Below are 19,005 nucleotides of genomic sequence, written 5' to 3'. Positions count from 1 at the left end.
GTGTCTTATCCCGGCCAATTACCGTATAAAATTTACCGACAAGACTTACTGCAAAAAACAATTCCTTGTTTAATGTTCTATCAGACAACTTTAAACTTTCTCATATCAGATAGGCACTGAAGGAAGGCGATTGACCATCTGTTGTTCCAATCACTTCCTTATCTGCGAGCAATCCTACCTTCTTTTCAAAATCATCCCACTTTTGTTTGAAGTTAGTTTCATCATGAATATTTTCCACAATTATCTTACCCAATTCATCCAATCCTGAATATTGAAAAAACAAACTTCCTTCTCTGGAAATCCCCAAAGGATAATACTGTTTTATTGATTCATAAATTGGCCAGAAATGGTATTTCTGGCTGTTAAAATAAAAAGCGGTTAGTGGCGCGTTGCTAGTCATCATGCGATCATAGGATAAAGCATAAGAAAAGGGTATGGCTCTGGCGTGAATTCTAAAATTTAGCGCTCCGCCTCAAAGAAAAACTTATAATTTCCTACCAACGGTTGACGAAAATCGTTTAACCTGGCTGATAACGGAGGACCTACTGTCCAGCCCTTTTGAACAGTTGGTATTTTTTCAAACTGAAAACCATCTTTCAATTTCAGACCATCCTTCACTGCGATTTCTTTTGCCTTTTCCCGGGCTTCGGCAGCCATATCGCGGAATAACTTTTCAGTGGATTCCTTTGAAAATTCGCTGCTAATCGTAAGACCCGAGATTTCCTTGTACTGATCTCGCAGTGCTTCTAGCAATGTATATTGAGGACGCGAAAGCGTCAGTATGTAGTATGGATGTTCATAGCTTCCAAACTCATTTACCGACCTCATTGCTTTTGGCCCCTTAAAATTGATTTTGTTCGTTTTCAGGAAATTTAAGAGCGTTTTATCTGCATTTTCAATATCGCTTTCAGCTGGTGCTATCCTGAAATTTAATGTAGCCATGAAGGTGATTTGCTCAGCTTCAAGAATTTCAATACGGTTCAGTACAATTTCAATCTTTTTAGTATCCATTGAATTAATATTTTTTAGATATCAAGATCGAACACAAATCCTGGATCTCCTATACAATAGCAAATGATTTTAATTTAATATTAAGCCAGTTACAAACAATTTTTACTTGCCTCCTTGTCGTTCCTCCACGATCAAGATGTAACTTTGAAATCTATCCAGCTTATACGATTTGCAAATGTTCCCCATTGCTTTTGATCCCATATACAAATATCCTGTTCAGGAGGGGCACCGTTTCCCGATGGATAAATATGAACTTCTTCCTTTGCAGTTACTCCGGGAAGGCATTTCATCAACATCCGATTTTTTTAGTCCGGAAGCTGTGGATATGGAAGCGGTATATGCCGTCCACGATCGTGATTATACAGACCGGTTTATTCAGGGAGAACTTAGCGACCGGGAAATGAGACGGATCGGCTTTACACAAACACCATTGCTAGTCCAAAGGGAATTGATCATTACCAACGGAACAGTTCAGGGAGCACTTAAAGCTTTAAATACCGGAATTGCTTTTAATATTGCAGGAGGCACGCACCATGCCGGCCATGCGCAGGGCGAAGGATTTTGTATCATCAATGATCAGGCAGTGGCCGCCCAATATCTTATCGATCACAAAAAAGCTTCAAAAGTACTCATTATTGATCTTGACGTCCATCAGGGGAACGGAACAGCAAACATCTTCCTTAATCAGCCTGCGGTATTTACTTTTTCCTTGCATGGAAAAAATAATTACCCATTCCGTAAAGAAAAAAGTGATCTGGATATTGCGCTTGACGACAAAACGGGCGATGAGGTATACCTGAAAATACTCGGCGATGTTCTCCCCGGATTGATCGAGCAAGTTCGTCCTGATTTTATTTTTTATCAGGCAGGTGTAGATATTCTTCAGACAGACAAGTTCGGCCGGATGTCCTGTACGATTCAAGGCTGCCGCCTGCGTGATGAAATGGTGTTTCGACTGGCTAACAATCATGGTATTCCGGTGCAATGCAGTATGGGAGGCGGTTATTCGCCACAGCTCCGAACCATTCTGGAAGCCCATGCGAATACTTACAGGATTGCCTCCACTATTTTCTAAAACAGGATGTAAATTCAGTTCTTCGTTTTTGAAGGGTTATCAAGAAATTAATTTCGAGCTGCATTTAAAACTCATTATTCCGTCGTCGCAGGAAATATTATTGGTTGCTTTGAAGCCAGGGTTTTAGTAATTTAATTACTATCGGCATAACAAGCCAGGTCAGCATACCTACCATACAGCCGGCCATGAGCAGAAGACGAAGCAGCAGAGGGAAATTCTGGATAAAAGGAACCAAAGTAAAAGACAAAAATAGGCTGGTCGGAAATACACCACACAATGTAGCAACGGCCATTTTCCAGCGAGGTGGTGGCGTTGGCGACCTGAACCAGGCTTCCAGCCCTGTTAGCTGACGATAGTTGGGCGATTCTGTCAGTGTTGAAGCATAAGCCTCCCATTCCCTGAAAAGCTTCGAATCATAAAAAGCGTCCCGTTCGGCTTCATCCTTAAATGTTCGAAGGATACCAACCTCCCGTCCATCCGTTCCGGGAAGTGCCGTGATCATTCCCGCTCCTTCGACTCCACCATGCAAAAAGGAATTTCCTAAAAACTGGCGGAGTGCATCTTTGAATTCCTGCTCCTTTCCCGGAAGTACTTTTCGTGTTATCGCGACATGCACTGGCATATATTAAATGAGGTTATTTGGCTAAATGATTTTTCTAGTCCAGAATCAGAAATAAAAAGGAATTTCCAGACGATTTCAACGCTATGTTATTTCTACAATTGCGCCGGCAGCCTCGTCTTATCAACCATCGAGGAAAACTGATTCAAAAGCAGTCGCAGTTTGGGATTGACTATATTTTTACAAAACGGCTTTTCAGGATTATTGTAATAATAATTCAGGTAGGTTTCCTGATTCAGCTTAAATGCTTGAAACGAAATGATCTGTGTGATAATTTTGTCATCAAATTCAGATTGCATCTCAGCTAGAAAACCCTTTGAAAGCCGGGCCTGATGATCTGAGAATGTGTAAATGGCTGATCGGTATTTACCGCGCATGGGGTGATCGGCAGTACAGCTATGCGTATGGAGGTGAACTGCGATCAGCGTTTCCAGAGAAATCTTTTCTGCTTCAAAATTAACCAGCACAGCCTCAGAGAAAGAAGAATTTTCAGCACTGGATGAAATCCAACCCTGCTCCACATGAAGAACTCCCTTCAGCGATTGGAAAATCGCTTCGGTACACCAGTGACAACTTCCTCCAAATCCTATTTTACTTACCATTCCAGTGTCTTACTTATCCTTTCAAGTATACCTAAAACTGTACAATCGCATCAATAAGTTCAAGAAAATAAAGGAAGTTAATTTTCTTCAATGATCGAAATTATTTATTTCCAACGTCATACGATTTGGTTTCTAATCCTGAAATCAAGTCATCTACTGCCGCTTTCATAAGATCCATAGAAATGAGGGAACTATCAGCAGGAAAACCTGGATACTTCAAAGCTTTCTTGATCTCATTCTCCAAATGTAGAGAGGATTGTTTGCAGTTGTAAAACAACCCCTGTTCCTTCAAATACTTTGCAAGATATACCTGCTCCGACTGGCCTGGGGTAGGAATTAGAAGTGCTTTTTTACCCATAAATGCAAGATCCATCAGCGTGGAATAACCACTGCGGCAAATCACAAGTTCAGCGCTGCTCATCAAATTTGCCAGGTCAGAAGCATTTTTGTGGGTATAATAAACCGCACCGGATGGTAAATTTTCTGGAACGGAGCCTCCCGGCTTTCCCCCTATGACGAGGTAATTATGAGCCTGCGCTGGTAAAATCTGATCTAAAATAATGTTTTCCAACAAGGTACGCTGGGGCTCCGGCCCGGACAATAAGACTAAAATCCGTCCTGGTGTTATTCGTTGCCCCATAGCTGGTGGTTCCAGCTGGGAAAGAACTCCGATATATCGGGCATTGACGGGTATTTCATTGGGATGTGAAAGTTCGCCCCCGATACTTTTTTGCTGCGATTCATCCACAACCCAGCAGACATCGAATTTTTCCAGAATTTTATAGTGAAATCGTCGAAGAACGCTGTCAGCAACTGGGCCGGCACCGCTTTTGATCGTCAGTTGATGGGTAAGAATAACCGAAGGAACATCCTGTATTTTCAGACCATACCGGTTATCGGAAATAATTAGATCGTAATGGTTTTGCTTCTGTATATCACGCAACCATAACCGTTCCGCTTTAATTGCCTTTACAATTTTGGGAATCTGAATCAGTATTTTGAGTGGCAGCATACGTCCAGTTATGCTGTACCGTATTTTATAACCTTCGATCGGCACAATAGTCAACTGCGGGAAATTACTTTTCAAAAGCAAAGCAACTGCCCCCTCAGCGGCTAGTGTTACACGACATTTTTTCGCCAATAAATACCGGATAAGCGGTATACACCTTGTTGCATGCCCCAATCCCCAATCCAGCGGAGCAAGTAATATATTTAATGATTCCGGCATTCTTAAAATCGATTTTTCGACCCCGCGTCTGAGGCAAAGATAAGAGCCATTAGTATAAAATAGGCAATTCCCCTGGAATGACCCGGAACAGTAGGAAACAAAAAACCCGGTCAGTGTGTGCCGGGTTTCTAATATTTTGGTGATTTTTATAAATCATATTGTTTCTTCTTTTCAGTACTTTTCAGAGCCCAATAGACTAGGACAGGTTGAAAAAACAATCTTGCAAACCTTTTCCCATCCGTATCAAGCCCAAAAGCATCCCTTTTATTGAGCAGCTGGGAAATATTTCCTGGAAAAACAGCAGTAAAAAAAGTTGCGGCAAGTTTCCCAACGGCCTCCCGGTGTTTTTTCGGCGTAAGCACTAACGCCGCTCCCATCGCTATCTCCGCGAATCCGGAATAAATCACCGTATCGTTTTTTTTTAATGGTATCACGTCAGGCACCTGCGCCTGAAATTCTTTCCTGGAAAAGGTGAGATGGCTGATACCTGCGAAGATCAGCCCTGCACCTAACACGATTCTTGCTGTGGTTTGTATGTCTTTCTCTTTCATAATGGTTTCTTATTTTGCTGACTAATAGCAAATATTATTCCATAAGAAACAAATTTTGCACGAATATGAAAGATTGCCAGCAAGCCCTACGTCAATTATTTTTTGTATCGAGATGATAAACCAGTAACGGGAGTTTAGTATCAAGCACAAGCTTTTTGGTCAGACTTGGATTGATGATAAACTGTTCAATAAAACTTCTCTCCCGCGTAGAGACTACCAAAAGATCTGCGTGACGCTGTTCACAGAATTTTTCGATTCCATCCAGCACACCGCCGCCTTTATGAATGTTAATTTCACTGGCATCAATACCGAGCTCATTGCTGATCGAGTCCATGAACTGTCCGTCGGGCTGGATGTTTGGTTGCTCCAGAGAACTTACTTTAATAAAGGACAACTTCCCGTCAAGTTCCTCGACCAGTGCTTTGACCTGTTTCAGAATAGCAAGCTCCTCGTATTCAAGCTGGGTGGCGTATACCACATTTTTGGGTTGATAAGACTCTGTTTGCGGAGGCACAATAAGTACAGGACATTCAGCCGAAAGCGCAATATCCGTCGCTGAACTTCCGATCAATTTGTCAAAAAAACCTCCCTTTCCAGTTCTTCCTACCACGATCATATCTGCATCCAGCTGCGCTGCCAATCGAATGGTAGCATCTTTTACAGCTCCTTTCTCTGCATAGGCAACAGCCCGCAGACCTTCAATCTCAGCCTCGACAACATATTCGTCAAGCTGCTCTTTGAACGAATTATCCATTTGCTGATAAATGGGCAGGGAATCTTGCGTAATGGGAATAGCTAGATCGGCGATATAGGGTTCATTGGCGTGCATAATGCCAAGCTCCGCACCAGTTTTGACAGCAAAGTGTTTCGCCATAAGAAACGCCTTACGGGAATTTTCAGAAAAATCGATAGCAACAAGTATTTTTTTCATGACGCAAATTGAATAAAGATCGTTTAAAAACAGCCATCTTATCTGTTACAATCTCGATGGCTTTGCAATTTCCACTGAACCACATACAAAACTTATGACCCTTGTCATGCAAAAAGTTAATATTTTCCAGGCACTACTGCCTTGTGAGCCGTTAGTTTTACAATAAATATGCATTGGTGTGAAATAATGCTACACATTTTTTGAATCAATTAACCTTTGGTGTCAAAACCGTCAATTACCGACTAATTTTTGGGCATAATTTACATTGATAAAAAATATCCTCGTCTTTGATCACACTAAATGATGCCAGCCATTTGATAAATTATACATTATTATTCAAATCCTTTTGCTTTTTTTAACAAAGCAGATTGGAAAGGGGAAAATACCAGGAATTGGATAACAATTAGATAACTTTTCCGGACGAATGATACATTTCTGGGAAACTATCAAGAATTCCATCAGCTTTATTTTAACAGTTCATAGAACTACTTCTAATTTTTGGCTTAATTTTTGTAATAGTCATTAGTCAAGACTTAACGTTATAAGAAATATTTTATGAAGATCTGTATCATCGATGATGATAATACCTGCCATTTTATAGCCCGGTTACTGATATCAAAAATATTGGTTGATCCGGATATTCTGCAATTCTTCAATGGTCAGGAAGCATTTGATTTTATAGAAACATGGCAGCATAAGCCGGAATCACTGCCTAATCTGATCCTGTTAGATATTAATATGCCTGTTGCCAATGGATGGAAATTTTTGGACATGCTTCGCGAACTGGGAAATCTATACCAACCTGCTATCTACATTACAAGTTCTTCTCAGGATCAGCGTGATTTCTCGCGTATGCAAACTTACGGTGAAGTGAAGGGTTTTCTCCCAAAACCAGTTTCCAAAGATATTCTCGAAAAAATTCTTCTCGACGAGCATTTTTAAGCAATGTTTTATCCAAAACACTGAAAGTCCAAATCACACCTTCAAATCACATCTGCTAAACTGCTGCAGCGACTGTATGCTGGTTAAGGAACACATTCTGCGCGGGACCCGGTGAGAACACATCAAATCAATTTCAACGAATCCATCACTAATTCTACGTTCATCAATGCGGGATAGGAACGACCACTTTTAAGTTTCATACGCAAATGAGCTGAGGACAAGTACTTTCCAACCGTGATGATGAAAATTGCTTCAATTTGAAAAAGCAATTTTCAGAAAATCCATAAAGTTTTCACTATTTAGACTAATTAGTATTAATTTCAACCCCAGACACATTCCTTTATCAGAGGATTCGAAAATTTTGCATTTTAACAACATATAACCCGATGAAAAGAATATTTATCCTTGCGGTGCTGGCGGTTGCCTCGACGTATGCCCATGCACAGCAGAACATTTTATTGGAGCAGTCGTTTTGGAAAACTTCTCCTAACGTGGATGCAGTTAAAGCAGAAATTGAAAAAGGAAGTAACCCGGCGCAATTTAATGGTGCGACATTTGATCCGGTTGTGCTGGCCATTAACTCAGGAGCGCCGAATGCAACGGTCGAGTATCTTATTTCGCAGCCAGGAAACGACGTTAATAAATTGACACACGACGGACGTGTTTATTTACATTGGGCTGCAATGAAAGGTAATGTCGAACTGATGGAATACCTTGTATCGAAAGGATCCAAAGCTAATCTGGTCGACAGCCATGGCGCAACACCGTTGAATTTTGCGGCTGGTGCAGGTCAAACGAATACAAAAGTTTACGATATCTGTCTTGCCAGCGGTGCTGATCTGAAAAAAGATCTAAATGCTGAGGGAGCGAACGCACTGCTTTTGGCTATTGCTAACGACAAGGATTTTGCACTAACAGATTATTTTGTTTCCAAAGGGTTAGATCTTAAAAGTAAGGATGCCAGCGGTGCAAATGCTTTCAGTTATGCTGCAAAAGCAGGCAATATTGAAATGCTTAAAACATTACTTCAAAAAGGCGTTCCCGCTCAGGACCAGGCGATGCTGATGGCTGCTCAGGGAACCCGTCGTGGTGCAAATTCCATCGAAGTATACAAATATCTTGAAACGCTGAACATCAAACCGGCTGCAATTGGCAAGAATGGTGAAAACGCGCTTCATATCCTGGTGCGTAAACCTAAGCAAAATGAAATCATCTCGTATTTTCTTTCAAAAGGCCTTGATGTAAACCAGGCAGACGAAGAAGGTAACACCGTATTTATGAATGCAGCTGCTTCTAACCGAGATATAGCGATTTTGGAAATGCTGCTTCCGAAGGTTAAAAATATTAATCAGACAAATGCCAAAGGAGTTTCAGCATTGGCCATGGCTGTCCGCGGCAATTCAGCAGAAGCGGTAGGTTACCTGATCGACAAAGGTGCGTCGACCAGCACGATTGATAAAAATGGTGATAATCTGGCATTTTATCTGATCCAATCATACGCTCCGCAGAGATCAGCCGATTTTGAACCAAAACTAAAAATGCTTGAACAAAAAGGATTCAAGGTTACAACTCCTCAGAAAAATGGAAATACTTTGTATCATCTGGCTGTTGCTAAAAATGACCATATCCTCGTGAAAGGTCTTGAAAAACTCGGAATTGACGTCAACAGTAAGAACAGTGAAGGAATTACCGCGCTCCATAAGGCGGCTATGGTTTCAAAGGACGACACGATGATGAAATACCTTTTATCGATCGGTGCCAAAAAAGATGTAGTGACCAACTTCGACGAAACAGCTTTTGACCTGGCAGCTGAAAATGAGTCTCTTTCTAAAAATAACGTAACCGTAAACTTCCTGAAATAGTATTCATGTCCAATTTATTTAAAACAACATTGCTTCTGGTTTTCATTTTTCTTGCTATAACAGAAAAATCTTTTGCTCAGAAAAGCCCTTCCACGAAATATAAATGTATGATCCAGATGACCAACTACATGGGCGAAGGAGCTTACATTGTCATTTCACTTATCGACCCGAAAGGAGCTTATGAAAAAACGCTTTATGTAATGGGTCCAGATAAAAAATGGTATAACAGCCTGAAAGAATGGAATAAGTTCCGAACTAAAAAACCAACAAACATCAGTGCGATAACCGGGGCTTCCGTTACCGGCGGTGACCGAAGTGTGAACACGATTGAAATTGAAAATTCAAAAGTAAATACCGGATATAAGATCAGATTTGAAAGTGCAGTTGAGGATAAAGAATACCATGTTAAAGATGCAGAAATTCCTTTGACCACCGAGGCACTTTCTTCAAAAAGCGATGGAAGCGGTTTTATCCGGTATGTTCGTTTCAGTGCCAACTAAGCTTTGACCTATGACGATTTCAATATGGAGATACAGCCATTTAGCCCTGGCTGTATCTTCTTTTCTTTTTCTTGCTCTGGCTTCGATCACAGGTATCATCCTTGCATTTGAGCCCATTTCAGAAAAACTCCTACCCTATCGTTCTGAAAATTTTGATCAGACAACCTTGTCTGAAATGCTTCCGGTGCTTCGCAGCGAATATCCGGGGGTCACTGAGCTTACGATCGATGCGAATGATTTTATACTTGTAAAAGGAACTGATGAAAACGACGAAAACCTTGCAGTTTACGTAGATCCGCTGACAGGTCAGGAACTTGGTATACCTGATGACAAAAGTGAGTTTTTCGAATGGGTAACCGGACTTCACCGCTCACTTTTTCTTCACGAAACGGGAAGATTTATCATTGGTCTGACTGCCTTCTTACTTCTGTTGATCAGTATTTCCGGAACCATTCTGATCATCCAACGCCAGCGCGGACTACGTCGTTTTTTCACAAAAATACAGAGGGATAATTTTGCGCAATACTACCATGTAGTAACAGGCAGACTTTCACTGATCCCGATCCTTATTATGGCCTTGAGCGGGACTTATCTTTCCATGGAACGTTTCGAACTGTTCAAAACGAGTGTCCAATCCCAGGAAATTGATTTTGATGCTTTGCGCTCCGAGCCTACAGCAAAAGTCGCCGACTTTGCCATTTTTAAACAGATCAAGCTTTCCCGGGTACAGTCCATAGAATTTCCTTTCTCCGAAGATGTCGAAGATTTTTACACGATAAAACTTAAAGACCGTGAGCTGGCCGTCAACCAGATTACCGGCGATGTAATTACGGAAACAATTTACCCGCTTCCTTTGATCATTAGTAAGCTTAGCCTAAACCTGCATACTGGTAGAGCCAATGGGATTTGGGCAGTAATACTTGCGCTGGCTGCTGCCAACATACTATTTTTTATTTATTCAGGGTTTAGCATTACCATAAAGCGCAGATCAAATAGAATCAAAAATAAATTCGAAGCGGACCAAAGCGAATATATCATTCTTGTCGGCTCGGAAAACGGCAGCACCTTTTATTTTGCCAGTGCGATCCAGCAACAACTAATCGCCGCAGGAAAATCAACCTATCTCGCGCAGCTTAATGATTACACCCATTTCCCGGAAGCGAAACATATTATTGTAATGACCGCGACCTACGGCCTTGGCGAGGCACCAACCAACGCCAATGCATTTGCGGCAAAGCTGGCAAAATACCCTCAAAACTTGCCGGTTGATTTTTCGGTGGTAGGTTTTGGTTCCCATGCTTATCCTGACTTTTGCAAATTTGCCTTTGAAGTAAATAACCTGCTGGCGCAGCAGCCCTGGGCATCTCCCCTGCTCGAAATATATACGGTGAACGATAAGTCGCCTGATGAATTTAATCAATGGGCGGCCGATTGGTCTCAGCACGCCAAGGTACCTCTTAACCTGTCCGCAGGACTTCTGAAACCCAGACAGCAGCGCAAACAGCCAATGCTTGTTATGAGTATTACACAAGTGCACCCGGATGGCGATACCTTTTTAATTCGGTTTCAGCCAAAACGGAGACAAAAATTTTCATCAGGTGATCTGATTGCCATTTATCCAGCCGCTGATCATAGAGAACGACTTTATTCCATCGGTAAAATCGGTAAGGAAATCCAGTTAGGTGTTAAGCTTCATGCCAACGGATTGGGTTCTACTTACCTTTCGCGCCTCAAAACGGGTGACGTGATTCAGGCTTGCCTGGTCCCGAACGAGCATTTTCATCTGCCTGCGAATGCACCGGCAGTACTCATGATTTCAAACGGAACGGGGATAGCACCGTTTTTGGGTATGATCAATGAGCTGCCTGCGAAAACAGTTGCTCACTTATATTGCGGTTTCCGCGGCAAATCCTCTTTTGAACTTTATAAGGATGCGCTGGAAGAAAGCAGAGCAAATAATAAACTTAGCGGGCTTCAAATCGCCTATTCCAGAGAAGGTAGAAAGGAATATGTAAAAGACATGCTGGAGAGAGACCGCCGGCTAATCGCAGATGTGCTTGGCCAGAAAGGCGTGATTATGCTTTGTGGCTCTTTATCCATGCAAAATAATGTCAGCGCGCTATTGGAAGAAGTTTGTCAAAATGAATTGGGTCAAAGCCTCAGTTATTATCAGTCGCGCAGTCAGGTTTTAATGGATTGTTATTAGATCGTTGTTTTAAAACCTGGCAAGGTGTCAAATCTCATTCGATTACCAACTGATATCTTATAACAGAAAAAGGGCAAAACTCTGAAATTTCAAACTTTTGCCCTTTTTCTGTTCGCTGTGACTTGCTTATTTAAAGTTATCCAGCTTAGACTTTAAATCTGATACCAGCTCAGAATTACTGTTTGAGGTGGTCAGGATGGTATTGGCGTCCGAAGAATTACCATAAAATTCATTGTTGGCTTTTCCATCCACTGAAAGTGCTGCTCCATTCAATGTAATCCCGGCAAAAAGTCCCTTGCTTCGTGAATATGAATAAACTTCCGCTTCAAGTTTGTAATCGGTTTGTGCAGACGAACTGCGTCCAACCGGGCCCGCAGCCACTGACAGATCCCCACCCAAAGTGAAACTACCTTTTCCAATTTCGGTAAGTGTCTTGCTGCTTTTAAAAACCAGAACCAGATCAGTAGCCTGTACCCCAATCTGAGCGCCCACGCTTCCTCCGGTGATGGTCACAAAAATGGGATCACTCCATTGTCCTGCGCTGTTTTTGATCATCGCAACACCCTTTCCGTGTTTCCCCCCGATCATCAATCCTGCATTGATCATTTTAGGTACAATGATAATACCCTGAGAAAGCGATAGAAGCTGTGCCGGAATATTTTCTTTCATTTCACTAAAATCCCCTAGAACTGCAATAGAAGCTTTCAGTTTCTCCTCTTCCTTATCTTGTGCCGAAGCGGTTGACAATGTCACAACACTAAGCAAAAAACTTAGCTGCCATAACTTAACTACTGATTTCATGTTAAACATCATTCTTTACGTCCAAAATAATTTATTCAAATTTCTTCGAGCTGGTGCTTCCGGAAGATCTGGTTCGAGATAAACGCAAACTATCATGCCAAAATATACACGTTGTCCTAAAAGTTTTTAAAACGTGTAAATCCGATCCATTCACCCAGCGACATCGCTATTGTCGAAGTCATACAATATAACCATAAAATATAATTATTTAGCTATGTGCGATTTCAGCATTTGTCAGATTATTAAAGATTTCTATTCATAACTATAATAAAAATACACCTAAAAACATAACAAAAATATAACTATTCAAATAACTATACTTTATAATTTGAGGATAATACACAATTTGAATACAATTCATAAACTATTGATAAACAAAACATGTTTATCGTTTGTGGGCAAATATTTGAGAAAATAAAACTAAGTTCTAAATTTGCAGACACATAATTATTTTAATAAATAAAAACATTTAGTAATTAAAAAATACTCAAATACGGAAATAATTTAATGTGAGCGTTTAAGCACTTAAAATTGAATTAAAACAATAAGGTGATTAGTACACTTTTAGCTTCCGGTAGTATTTTTAAATTTATTCATCAGACAAAACGATCATGACACAAGTATTAAAACATAAAAGAAAATCTGCATTATTAAATTTGAGAAATTCTTTTAAAAACCTGCTCCTATCGAATTCGGGAATGGTAAGGGAAAGTGCTAAATCCGACGAGATTTCCGAAAACCGTTTTTCGGTTTTGTACAAGTACAAATCTCAGTATCATCACATAGGCTGCTCTGCACAATCGCAGGCGCAATCAACCCTGGGCATGCTGATGACCGACGGAGACCGCATCCCTGTGGGAATTTATGATGCCAAAACGGACTTGTTTGAGTGGGAAATTGTAGGCCAGTATTTTCATAGCCAGGATCCGATCAGCGAGCAAAGCCGCCGTCTGGATGAAGTATTGAATATTGCTCGTGCGCTTCGTCGCAGAGACTCTAGCTGGCAGCCAGGTTACCTTCAAAAACCAAGCTTTTTTGCTTAATGATAAATTTTCAATAATCAGGAAACCTGAATTTCCTGATTATTGAGTTTACTGCATTTCAGGAGTATAATCTCACTTTTCGAAGAAATTCCAGTTCATCTTTTACTTTCAACTTTTCGTAAATACGTCTTTTATAACTGCTGACCGTATTTTCTTTAAGTTTCATAATCGCTGCAATTTCCTTGTTCCATTTATTCTGGCTCATTAATTGCATGATTTGCAGCTCTTTGACCGAAAGACCATAATTCCTGAACCCGTCCTCGGTATAGGGACTTGAACCTACATAATTTAATAACATCTCCTGCACCCCGCTGCTGGCATATTTCCTTTTTTTGCGTAATACTTTCCAGGCAAGTGCAAAATCATCGGTACTGGCTGTTTTGGATAAAAATCCGTCAGCACCCGCTTTTAGAAAAGGCAGGGCATAAATACTTTCATCATGGGCGGAATAAATAAAAATGGTTATTTCTTTTTGCTTTGAGCGAATAAGCTCAACCATTCTGACATTTTCACTTCCGGGAATATTAATATCGAGAATGACCATATCAAATTGTCGTTGCTCAATCATTGCCAAACCTTGTGAAAAAGATTTTGCTTCATAAAAATTTACCGTAGGATCTAATTCCGATACGATTGTACGGACCCCGAGCCTGATCAGGGTAAAATCATCAATTATCAAAAGATTCATATGCAAAACTAGACTTTAAAGCTGAAAGTATGAACAGGCACCCCTTCTAAAATGAGAAAGAGTGCCTGGTTTTAATAAAAAAATTCAGTCTTATCGTGACTTAGTGCGCAATGACTACTTTACGTTGATCGGCTTGCCCGTTGGTATAAACTGCACGCACTGAATAGATTCCACTGGCAAAATTACTAACGTCCACAGCATTTGCTGACGAACCTTTGATCAGTTGACCGGCCTGATTGTAAATTTCAACTTTCTGGATTTGACTTCCTGGCGCATCAATATTTAAAATACTGGTAGCAGGATTTGGATACATTTTTACCGAATTTAATTCCCCTTTGAACTTGATACTGTTGATACGGCTATATGCAAACGTTCCGTCACGGTCGATCATTTTCAGTCTGTAAAAATTTTGGCCATTTAAAGGATTTGTGTCTGTAAAATAATAATTGGCTCTTGTGCTGCTTTCACCCTGCGCTGTCACAGACGACAACGCGTTCCAGATTTTCGCATCAGCGCTTCTTTGGATTTCAAATCTTTCGCTGTTCGTTTCAGACGTTGTTGCCCAATTTAACTGAGCTGTTTTCCCTTCTGCTGTTACGCCAAATGAGATAAGTGTTACTGGTAAAGGATCTTCATTGTAGGTATATGTCAAACAGACACCTGCGTTGGCAAACGTTTGTTCAGCGCTTGTCGTATTACCGCTGGTGGTCGAAATCGTTTTTGAACCGTTGGCATTGACATTAAACTGGACATTTCCCGTTCCTAAATAAGCGGTTTTGTCACCTGCTACCAAAGTATTATTTGCCTGACCAGAAGAAATATCATAGTAGGTCAATGATTCACCTGCCGGGATAACGAGATTTGATGACGCGGGAAATTCATCTGCAAATGCTCTAAGTGACCTAACTACTAGTGATACCTCACCAGGACCAAGGAATTGAGTTGCAGCTCCAATCGTAAGAGTCGTTACTCTACTTGCCGCCGGAGAGTTGTTGGTTACAGCTATTTCAGGGTGGGTGGCTAATGCAGAGGTGAACACAGAAATATTTTGAAGGACAGCTCCGCTAAGCGGAATAGCTTTTTCAACACCTATTGTCCGCTCAGAGTTCGTAAGTGCAGGAATCAGAACATTACAATTAGTAATCGTATTGCTGTTTCTTTGCAAAGCCAGACCACCGTTTGGTGCTACATTACTCCCGGCAGCTACCGTGAAAGCAGCGGATGGATTGCCCGTCGGCGCCGTAAATCCACTTGCAGGGAAATCATATTGCAAAACGTATTCTACGCCACTTTGACCAGTGATGCTGAAATCACCATTTCCATCTGTGAGTGTATATGAAACGGGAACACTTGGCGATCCCTGCACTACTCTTGATAACCTTACAACCACCCCGGGCAGTTTTTGATTACTTCCCGAAACCGTCACTGAGCCTGTGACAAAGGCGTTGTGATCCGTATCGTGGTCAGGAGCGGGTAATACAGGATAGGTTTGTGCTTTTAATTCCAGGGATAATAAAACAAATAAAATGAGTTTTAGAGAGAGTGTAGTTGTTCTCATCATGAAGGGCAAAATTAGTGATTTAATAAGAAATTTAATGAATATCAACAGCCTGTCTGACATGATCAGCGTTAGACTAATGGCTGTTTAACGCACAGCAAATTTCTTAAATAAATAATGGCTCCTTGTAGAGATTTATATTTGAATTCATAGAATTATGTGATATAAAAAATCACAATTAGTGATAATTTATATCAAACTAATTTCAGCAACAGTTAGAATATTTTCTATTTAAACCACTAAAAACTGATCAAAAGTGACTTATTGAAAAGAATTATTAGATTTTTGACTGCGCTGGTACCTGGTTAAGCAGGAATAAATCTGCCAAATCGCACATTCGTATTAATTCGACCTTTAACACACATTGGCATATTCCTAAACAGAATACAGGAAGCACAATCCAAAACATTTTCGCATCGAAATGGCCACAAATACAAGGTTTTCAGACGTAGTAGATTGAGAAGATTTGTTTATCAAAATGTAAATGAAAGCACTGTTGATATGGAAAGGTCGGGTACGGACATAAATTAATCCTTCTCTTTGGGAGATACTTTTTTATTTTTTTATTAAATTGAAAAGCACAGAATCCGGCATTAATACCGTACTCTGTGCTTTCTGGTTATCTTGTGATCATGCCTCAATACCGAGAATGCTGTCGACAATGTTGGCTGATGCCTCTTCACAAAAATCCAAACCGGAATAATCAGGATTATAACCTCCGATATATGGCACAGCCATAATATAAATCCGATCACTGGCTTTTCCCTCGGCATCCACAACCTGAAAATTATCGTTGATCGTTATACCCGGAACGTTAAGAAAAAACTGCCCGTCAGACGCTTCCTCCACTTTCTGATTTCCATTTTCCATCTGTTCTTTTGCCTGTTCAGCAGACTTGAACCTGATCTTTGCACGGCTGACCGTATTGTTTTCTACCAAACTATGAAATGGAAAAGCATCAAAAGACAAATGAGGCTGACCGACACAATCCACAAAAGTTTTAAAATGAACGGACTTTGAATGCCCTGCGTCATCGGTATAATTATAGTTGATACCACCGTTTTCAAAGGGTTCTACCGTACTTTCCTCACCGACAGAAATAATTTCCAATCTTCCGGCATGATGAACTGCGAGCAGCTCGTCACATGAACTTTGTGGAGCAAACGCAATAACCACGGAGATTAATGGCATCAGTACTTTTTGGAGACGCATCATGTCTTCTGCTGACAAATATTTAGCAGGATAGTTCATTGCAAAACTCAGCACAGCCAACATTTCTTTCCAATAAATTGATTCCTTGTTTTTTATGGATTGTTCGGCTTCGCGGTATTCAGCTTTGAAAAGCGTAAATGGATCCTTGCTTTCGCGCAGGCCCATCATAGACTCCACAAATTCCTCCATCCTCAAATCCTTGATTTTTGTATAAAACCTTGGATCTTTTTCGATGAAGGAATCTTTAAATTCCTTTTCAAAAACAAAATCGAGTGACAAAAATCCATCATTCTCAGCTCGATTTTGATTAATTTCCTCTTCGCTTAACAGCGAATCATTTGATACGAGCGGATCTTCCAGGTGAAATCTTACAGCCGGCAGGAGCCCATTTCTTGAATGCATAACCATCTTGAATTCAGGACTTTCCGGAGCTGGAATATAACTTACTTTCCCCTCTTTATCGGTCCCAAAATGTCCATTAGCTCTTGCTAATGTCCTGATTGCATCTATTGCAGTCAATGAAGAACCTTTGAGTGCTACCGGATGATTTAGCTGCAATTTGAGTTTTGCAGGGGGATATGGAGAATCAAAATAACCCGGAATCTTTCCTTCGTATTTTAATGGCCACTTGTGCCCGGTGCAGATGATAACCTGATCAAACTCAAATATTCCTTTATCGGCTACTTCAATCTTGGTTTTAGCTGCTTCCGGCTCATCGATAATATCCACAACGCTGCTATTGAAGTGAATTTCGGTCTTTATTCCTTTGCCGGCCGCCTTTTTAATGAGCATTTCAAACTGATCGGTTAAATATTGTCCAAAGAGCAATCGCGGTAGCACTTTATATTCATGGAACCGATCCCTATCAATATTAAACTTTTCCAGCACGTCATCGGGTAGTGTCTGCATCCAGTCGTTAATCGAAGTGACAATTTCCGGAATTTCGTTATCAGAAACATTGGTAACGTGCTCTACATTAGCACCCTGGTCGCTGTATGGCATTCCGGCACCAAGCCGGTCTTTACTTTCAAAGATGTGAATTTCAAAATCAGGCTCTGCATCTTCTGCAAACCTTTTGTAGATGAACAATGCACTCGGGCCACCGCCCAGAATGGCTATCTGCTTTTTCAAAGTTTTGTTCCGTTGCTAAGTTTGATACTAATACGATTCAAAGGTGATTAATTAAATAATTGTACCAGCATCTTTTGGAACGGTTTTTTGACTCAACTGTGGAAATCAGTTTAGCATTTGAGCTCATGACGTTATCAGAAATTTGGATTTATCCGGTAAAATCACTCGGCGGCATTCGTCTTGAAGAATCCCTTATTGAGCAGCGCGGCCTGCAATATGACCGACGATGGATGGTCGTAGATCAAAACGGAACATTTCTTACGCAAAGGTCCAACCCAAAAATGGCGCTGTTGAGCATCATTAAAAAGGATAGAGGATTTCTGATATTTAATAAAACTGATGTAGGAAATTCGGTGTTTATGCCATTCAATCCTGTATCAAATCAAACCTTGAATGTAAAAGTCTGGAATGATACTGTCGAAGCTGTAACGGTCTGCGATGATCTGGATGTTTGGTTGAGCCAGCATTTGGAAAAAAATGTTCGTATGGTTTATATGCCCGATTCAAGCCAGCGCGTGATGCATGCAGAGGATAGTTACGGACCGGCACTGGTCAGCTTCGCCGATGATTTTCCTTTTTTACTGATTTCGCAGGCGTCGTTGGATGATCTGAATAACAAACTTGCGCAGCCTGTTACCATGGAGCGTTTCCGACCTAATTTTGTGGTTGCTCATACGATGCCTTATGCAGAAGACCAGTGGCACAATATTGAGATCGGTTCAGCTCAGTTTCTGGTGTCAAAACCATGTGAAAGATGTATATTAATTAATGTCGATCAGGACTTAGCTGTCAAGGGCACCGAACCTTTAAAAACATTGGCTTCTTACCGAAGAGTTGATAAGAAAATTCTATTTGGACAAAACCTTACCGGTCCGGATAGCGGTAGGGTTTGTGAAGGGGACTTGGTTAAGGTGTTATCCGAAACGAACATTTGATGTTAGAATCAACCTATTTTATTTGTTAACAAATGATAATATAAAGCTCAAATCAATTCAGAAACTCAAAATATGCTAAAACAAACCAAAAAGCGTTCTATTTTTGTTGC

Annotated in this window: 18 protein-coding genes; 7 read left to right on the top strand and 11 right to left on the bottom strand. The window is 40.7% G+C overall.

From position 1 onward, the window contains the following. Window positions 1-100: 100 nt before the first annotated feature. Window positions 101-403, bottom strand: a complete 303-nt coding sequence (locus tag AC1XUO_RS05130; protein ID WP_483328691.1) for a hypothetical protein — start codon at window positions 401-403, stop codon at window positions 101-103. 56 nt (window positions 404-459) lie between these two features. Continuing rightward, entirely contained in the window at window positions 460-1,011 is a 552-nt protein-coding gene (locus AC1XUO_RS05125; protein ID WP_483328690.1) for a hypothetical protein, read from the bottom strand. Window positions 1,012-1,186: 175 nt separating this feature from the next. Between AC1XUO_RS05125 and AC1XUO_RS05120 the strand changes: the two genes are divergently transcribed. Continuing rightward, window positions 1,187-2,086 carry a histone deacetylase family protein gene (locus AC1XUO_RS05120; RefSeq protein WP_483328689.1) on the top strand — a complete coding sequence of 300 codons (900 nt, stop codon included), beginning with the start codon at window positions 1,187-1,189 and terminating at the stop codon, window positions 2,084-2,086. Between the two features lie 97 nt (window positions 2,087-2,183). Here the strand turns inward: AC1XUO_RS05120 and AC1XUO_RS05115 are convergent, their stop codons facing one another. From AC1XUO_RS05115 to AC1XUO_RS05095, 5 genes are all read right to left on the bottom strand, one after another. Next, window positions 2,184-2,708, bottom strand: a complete 525-nt coding sequence (locus AC1XUO_RS05115; protein WP_483328688.1) for an antibiotic biosynthesis monooxygenase — start codon at window positions 2,706-2,708, stop codon at window positions 2,184-2,186. 92 nt (window positions 2,709-2,800) lie between these two features. Further along, complete coding sequence (locus AC1XUO_RS05110; protein ID WP_483328687.1) at window positions 2,801-3,307, bottom strand: peptide-methionine (S)-S-oxide reductase; 507 nt, start codon at window positions 3,305-3,307, stop codon at window positions 2,801-2,803. A gap of 100 nt (window positions 3,308-3,407) precedes the next feature. Next, window positions 3,408-4,535, bottom strand: a complete 1,128-nt coding sequence (locus AC1XUO_RS05105; RefSeq protein ID WP_483328686.1) for a glycosyltransferase — start codon at window positions 4,533-4,535, stop codon at window positions 3,408-3,410. 146 nt (window positions 4,536-4,681) lie between these two features. Then, on the bottom strand, window positions 4,682-5,086 hold the full coding sequence (locus AC1XUO_RS05100) for a DoxX family protein (protein ID WP_483328685.1): 405 nt from the start codon (window positions 5,084-5,086) through the stop codon (window positions 4,682-4,684). A 91-nt stretch (window positions 5,087-5,177) separates the two neighbouring features. Beyond that, window positions 5,178-6,017, bottom strand: a complete 840-nt coding sequence (locus AC1XUO_RS05095; RefSeq protein ID WP_483328684.1) for a universal stress protein — start codon at window positions 6,015-6,017, stop codon at window positions 5,178-5,180. 555 nt (window positions 6,018-6,572) lie between these two features. Between AC1XUO_RS05095 and AC1XUO_RS05090 the strand changes: the two genes are divergently transcribed. The 4 genes from AC1XUO_RS05090 to AC1XUO_RS05075 all read left to right on the top strand — a co-directional run bounded on the left by AC1XUO_RS05090 (window position 6,573) and on the right by AC1XUO_RS05075 (window position 11,527). Further along, window positions 6,573-6,959, top strand: coding sequence for a response regulator (locus tag AC1XUO_RS05090; protein WP_483328683.1), 387 nt, complete (start codon window positions 6,573-6,575; stop codon window positions 6,957-6,959). A 386-nt stretch (window positions 6,960-7,345) separates the two neighbouring features. Next, window positions 7,346-8,821 (top strand): ankyrin repeat domain-containing protein, encoded by a 1,476-nt coding sequence (locus AC1XUO_RS05085; protein WP_483328682.1) that lies wholly within the window; start codon window positions 7,346-7,348, stop codon window positions 8,819-8,821. 5 nt (window positions 8,822-8,826) lie between these two features. Beyond that, window positions 8,827-9,321, top strand: a complete 495-nt coding sequence (locus AC1XUO_RS05080; RefSeq protein ID WP_483328681.1) for a DUF2271 domain-containing protein — start codon at window positions 8,827-8,829, stop codon at window positions 9,319-9,321. A gap of 10 nt (window positions 9,322-9,331) precedes the next feature. Next, entirely contained in the window at window positions 9,332-11,527 is a 2,196-nt protein-coding gene (locus AC1XUO_RS05075; RefSeq protein ID WP_483328680.1) for a PepSY domain-containing protein, read from the top strand. 126 nt (window positions 11,528-11,653) lie between these two features. Here AC1XUO_RS05075 and AC1XUO_RS05070 read toward each other — a convergent pair whose 3' ends face one another. Next, entirely contained in the window at window positions 11,654-12,328 is a 675-nt protein-coding gene (locus tag AC1XUO_RS05070; protein ID WP_483328679.1) for a lipid-binding SYLF domain-containing protein, read from the bottom strand. Window positions 12,329-12,939: 611 nt separating this feature from the next. Between AC1XUO_RS05070 and AC1XUO_RS05065 the strand changes: the two genes are divergently transcribed. Next, window positions 12,940-13,371 (top strand): hypothetical protein, encoded by a 432-nt coding sequence (locus AC1XUO_RS05065; protein WP_483328678.1) that lies wholly within the window; start codon window positions 12,940-12,942, stop codon window positions 13,369-13,371. Window positions 13,372-13,429: 58 nt separating this feature from the next. Here the strand turns inward: AC1XUO_RS05065 and AC1XUO_RS05060 are convergent, their stop codons facing one another. The 3 genes from AC1XUO_RS05060 to AC1XUO_RS05050 all read right to left on the bottom strand — a co-directional run bounded on the left by AC1XUO_RS05060 (window position 13,430) and on the right by AC1XUO_RS05050 (window position 17,960). Beyond that, on the bottom strand, window positions 13,430-14,059 hold the full coding sequence (locus AC1XUO_RS05060; RefSeq protein ID WP_483328677.1) for a response regulator transcription factor: 630 nt from the start codon (window positions 14,057-14,059) through the stop codon (window positions 13,430-13,432). Between the two features lie 100 nt (window positions 14,060-14,159). Next, the gene (locus tag AC1XUO_RS05055; protein WP_483328676.1) at window positions 14,160-15,620 is read right to left on the bottom strand and encodes a choice-of-anchor E domain-containing protein; all 1,461 of its coding nucleotides are present in this window, start codon (window positions 15,618-15,620) and stop codon (window positions 14,160-14,162) included. A gap of 627 nt (window positions 15,621-16,247) precedes the next feature. Continuing rightward, complete coding sequence (locus tag AC1XUO_RS05050; RefSeq protein WP_483328675.1) at window positions 16,248-17,960, bottom strand: FAD/NAD(P)-binding protein; 1,713 nt, start codon at window positions 17,958-17,960, stop codon at window positions 16,248-16,250. A gap of 98 nt (window positions 17,961-18,058) precedes the next feature. Here AC1XUO_RS05050 and AC1XUO_RS05045 point away from each other — a divergent pair, with 98 nt between their 5' ends. Next, window positions 18,059-18,895 carry an MOSC domain-containing protein gene (locus tag AC1XUO_RS05045; RefSeq protein WP_483328674.1) on the top strand — a complete coding sequence of 279 codons (837 nt, stop codon included), beginning with the start codon at window positions 18,059-18,061 and terminating at the stop codon, window positions 18,893-18,895. Window positions 18,896-19,005: the final 110 nt, after the last annotated feature.

This window comes from Dyadobacter sp. HNCC25DJ186 (assembly GCF_056895235.1).
Note: the sequence above shows the minus strand (reverse complement) of the source record. Positions and strands in the feature narration are given on the sequence as shown.